Source organism: Sphingorhabdus sp. (assembly GCF_044239005.1).
Taxonomy (GTDB): Bacteria; Pseudomonadota; Alphaproteobacteria; order Sphingomonadales; family Sphingomonadaceae; genus Sphingorhabdus_B.
Genome location: NZ_JBIICH010000161.1, coordinates 1 through 4012 on the forward strand (window position 1 = coordinate 1; position 4012 = coordinate 4012).

Below are 4012 nucleotides of genomic sequence, written 5' to 3' on the forward strand. Positions count from 1 at the left end.
CCTAAAGCTTAGCGCTTTTCTTCCCTATCAATTGTCGATTACCTCAAACGCGGTCAGCGACCTGATCGCGCGCGCCTATCGCGGCAAATTTGCGCTGAAGGTGCCCGAATGGCGGGTGATGGCGCTTTTGGGGGAGGCGGAGGTCGCAACGCAGCGCGAATTGGTGGCGGCAACGGCAATGGACAAGGTGACGGTCAACCGTGCGTGCAAAACGCTGGAGGAACGCGCGCTCGTGAGCCGTGTGCCGAACAGCAGCGACGGGCGCTCTCACCATTTGGCCCTGACGGCCGCGGGCCGCAGCCTTTATGACCAAATCGTGCCTGAAGCGCTGCAGTTAGAGGCCGAGCTTGAGAAGATATTGGGCAGCGGTGAGGCGAAACAGTTGGAGATTATGCTGGCGCAGTTACGCGCACGCGTCATCGAGTTGGGTTAGCTTTACGCGCAGGCTTATCGAGCTGGGTTGGCTTCGCTCGCACGCTCATAATCGGTGGCGATTGCGGGCCTGCCTATTTTCGGGGTTTCAGTCTTGGGCATTTTGCGTTCGAGCGCATCAAGCCAGACATGGGCATTCTCGCCGACAAAGACCTGTGGCCGCGACGGCAAAAGCTGCAACATATTTTCCCACCGAGAAATCAGCTGAACCGCCTCGGCAACGGCATCATCAAATTTCTGCGGCTTGCGTAAGCCATTGTTCACCAAAGCGTCGCCGAAAAAGGTCCAGTCATTGCCGGGCGCGCAGCCGAATGATGTGCGTTGCGACGATGCCGCGGTCACAATGACGGTTTGGTCGTTGGTCAGCAACGGAATGAATATCCCTGAATAGCAAGCGGAGATCAGCACCATGCGGCGCTTTATGCCCACGCCATCAAGCAGCGCGGACAATCGCTGCGGTGCAATCATGCCGACGCCGTCGTTGCCGTCGCGATAGGCGAGCCCCGATACGGGGTCGCCATGGGTGGTGGCGAATAAAATCAGCACGTCTTCCTTCAGGTCCATTTTGCCCGCAACGGCGGCCAGTGCGACGGCAAGATTGGATGGCGAACCCTGCGGCGCGCCCGATGGCGCATCGTCGGCACCAGCGGTGAGGAAAAGCGTTTTGCCCGTTGCACCATAGCGGCGCGCGAGAACCTTGGCCGCTTCAGCCGATTCCCGTCCGAACACGGCATCGGAGTCGAGCCCAATCGAAACGACATAGGCATCAACGACACCGGGCTTTTGCGGCTGCAAGCTGGCTATCGCGGTGGTGAGGCGCTGGTGTTGCGAAAGATACCAGCTGGCAGAGCGGTTCTGCTCCATCGCCCAGCCATTTTTCCCGGCCTCTGCGGTGCTAAAGGTCTGTTGCTGGCTGAACGCTGATCCGGAGACAAACAGGGAAAGCGCCAAGGCGCTTGCTTGAAACATTCGCATTTTGGCGAGCCCCAACCCCATGCGCATATGTCTAAACGCACAGGCGCAGTTGCCGCAACAGCAATATCGTTGCATGATGTGCAAAAGCAGGAGAGCGATTATGAAACTTGCATCATTAAAGTCGGGTCGTGACGGTCATCTGGTTGTCGTTTCCAATGATCTCGCTTGGTATGCCGACGCAGCGCATATCGCGCCGACATTGCAGGCCGCGCTGGATGACTGGGACTATATTGCGCCGCGGCTTGAGTCATTGGCGACCGATCTGGAACATGCCGTCATTCCGCGCGAACGCTTCCATGAACATGACGCTGCCGCGCCGCTGCCGCGCGCATATCAGTGGGCTGATGGTTCGGCCTATGTCAATCATGTCGAACTGGTCCGCAAAGCGCGCGGCGCGGTGTTGCCCAAAAGCTTTTGGCATGATCCATTGATGTATCAGGGCGGATCGGACGAATTTATGGGCGCGCGCGATGACATCATGTTGGCTGACGCAGCATGGGGTTGCGATTTGGAGGCGGAGATTGTTGTCGTCACCGGCGATGTGCCAAAGGGCACGCAGGCCGCAGACGCACTGGCGCATATCAGGCTTGTCGGCCTTGTGAACGACGTATCGCTGCGCAATCTGATCCCATCGGAATTGGAAAAAGGCTTTGGCTTTGTGCAGTCCAAACCCGCCAGTGCTTTGTCACCGGTGTTCGTAACGCCCGACAGCCTTGGGGCCTATTGGCAGGGCGGGATGCTGCACCGGACATTGAATGTGGATCTGAATGGCGCGCCATTTGGCCGGGCGGTAGCGTCGGATGATTGCACATTCGATTTCGGTGTCTTGATTGCGCATCTGGCAAAGACGCGCAATTTGGGGGCAGGGTCGATTATCGGTTCAGGCACCGTGTCCAACCGCGATGCCGATGGCGGTCCCGGTCGCCCCGTCGCCGATGGCGGGCTCGGCTACAGCTGTCTTGCCGAAGTGCGCATGGTCGAAAAAATCGCGACGGGCGAAATGACCACGCCATTCCTGCAAGATGGGGATGTCGTCCGCATCGAAGTCCGCGACGATGCTGGCCACAGTATTTTCGGTGCCATCGAACAGACCGTGCGTTTGGGCTGAAGGGGACGGCGCATGCCGCCCCGTTCACTGTTTCGAAAACGCGTCGCCAATCGAGCAGGCGGCTGGCCCGATAATAACGATGAACAGTGTCGGCAGAATAAAAAGGATCAACGGCACCGTCATAATGGCGGGCAAACGTGCGGCCTTTTCTTCGGCGCGCATCATGCGCTCATTCCGGAATTCGGCCGACAATACGCGCAAGGCTGATGCCAATGGCGTACCATATTTTTCGGTCTGAATCATGGTCGTAACAACGCCCCGGATCGAGTCCAGATTGACGCGGTACGCCAGATTTTCAAATGCAGTCCGGCGTTCGGTTAAAAAGCCAAGTTCAATGGCGGTGAGCGCAAATTCATCGCCCAATTCGGGATAGCCGCGGCCCAACTCCTTTGCCACGCGGTTAAACGCGGCATCGACGGTCAAGCCAGCCTCTGCGCAAATGACGAGCAAGTCGAGCGCGTCGGGAAGGCCTTTGCGGATGGCATCGGTGCGTTTCGTCACCAGGTTCGTCAGATAAATGTCAGCGGCCTTGTAGCTTAAAATCGTCGCCGCTGCGAATGCACCAAATTTCTTCATCGCGCTCCAGTCGGGTACGCCGTCCAGAGCATAAATCCACAGGCCGGCTCCACCACCGAAAATGATCGGCATCACCATACGGCTAAAGATGACCGAGACCGCGAGCTCTTTGCGGCGAATGCCCGCCTGCGCCAGTCGTTGCTGCACATCCTTAACCTGATCGTCCTGCAAAACCTGAAGCTTTGACAGCAGCTGGCGCATTTTATCTGTCGTTTCGGTTTTGCGCACAAGCTTGGCGCGCTTTTTCGATGTTGTGCCGGTGATGCCGGCTTTCAGCTGCTCACGGCGCTCGTTCAGCGCCTTCACGCGCTTGGCCATTGGATCGCGCACGGTAACGACTGAATATATGGCAACCACGACAGCGATACCCGCCACGACCCAAAGCAATGTCGCCACCCACATGGCGTCCATGCCCAAAAGTTGAGGTCCACCCGGATTGGTCATTTTTGCTATCCTGCCCCCAACTTAAATTTCGAAATTGACCATTTTGGCCATTATGAACACGCCAATCGCCATCCACACTGCGCCGACGACACCGGCGATCATCAAACGTGGTTCATGGAAGAAGCCTTCGAGATATTCCTGGTTAATCGTCCAGATCATACCAAACACGAAAAATGGCAACGACCCGACGATATAGGCCGATGCCTTCGATTCCGATGACATTGCGCGAATTTTTAGTTTCATCTGCGCGCGCTTACGCAAAACATCCGCAAGGTTGGCGAGTGTTTCGGCCAAGTTGCCGCCCGTTTCGCGCTGAATGGCCAAGGTGATGACGAAAAACTGGAACTCTGCGGTGCCAAGCCGATCGGCCGTTTCCTGCAGCGCCTCTTCCATGCTTTTGCCGATTTTGATTTTCTCGACGACCAACTTGAACTCTTCGCCAACAGGGCCGGCAATTTCCTTTGCGATCACACTCAG

Annotated in this window: 5 protein-coding genes; 2 read left to right on the forward strand and 3 right to left on the reverse strand. The window is 57.2% G+C overall.

The window, feature by feature from the left end:
- Nucleotides 1-433: MarR family winged helix-turn-helix transcriptional regulator (locus ACILQA_RS10305; RefSeq protein WP_395629612.1), on the forward strand; the 433-nt coding region annotated here is incomplete at its 5' end.
- A gap of 14 nt (nt 434-447) precedes the next feature.
- On the opposite strand, the gene ACILQA_RS10310 is transcribed toward ACILQA_RS10305, so the two are convergent.
- Nucleotides 448-1407, reverse strand: a complete 960-nt coding sequence (locus tag ACILQA_RS10310) for a C13 family peptidase (RefSeq protein ID WP_395629613.1) — start codon at nt 1405-1407, stop codon at nt 448-450.
- Between the two features lie 100 nt (nt 1408-1507).
- Between ACILQA_RS10310 and ACILQA_RS10315 the strand changes: the two genes are divergently transcribed.
- On the forward strand, nt 1508-2515 hold the full coding sequence (locus ACILQA_RS10315; protein ID WP_395629614.1) for a fumarylacetoacetate hydrolase family protein: 1008 nt from the start codon (nt 1508-1510) through the stop codon (nt 2513-2515).
- Between the two features lie 24 nt (nt 2516-2539).
- Here ACILQA_RS10315 and ACILQA_RS10320 read toward each other — a convergent pair whose 3' ends face one another.
- Together ACILQA_RS10320 and ACILQA_RS10325 are read right to left on the reverse strand one after the other, a co-directional pair.
- Nucleotides 2540-3535 carry a type II secretion system F family protein gene (locus tag ACILQA_RS10320; RefSeq protein ID WP_395629615.1) on the reverse strand — a complete coding sequence of 332 codons (996 nt, stop codon included), beginning with the start codon at nt 3533-3535 and terminating at the stop codon, nt 2540-2542.
- A 21-nt stretch (nt 3536-3556) separates the two neighbouring features.
- Nucleotides 3557-4012: type II secretion system F family protein (locus tag ACILQA_RS10325; protein WP_395629616.1), on the reverse strand; the 456-nt coding region annotated here is incomplete at its 5' end.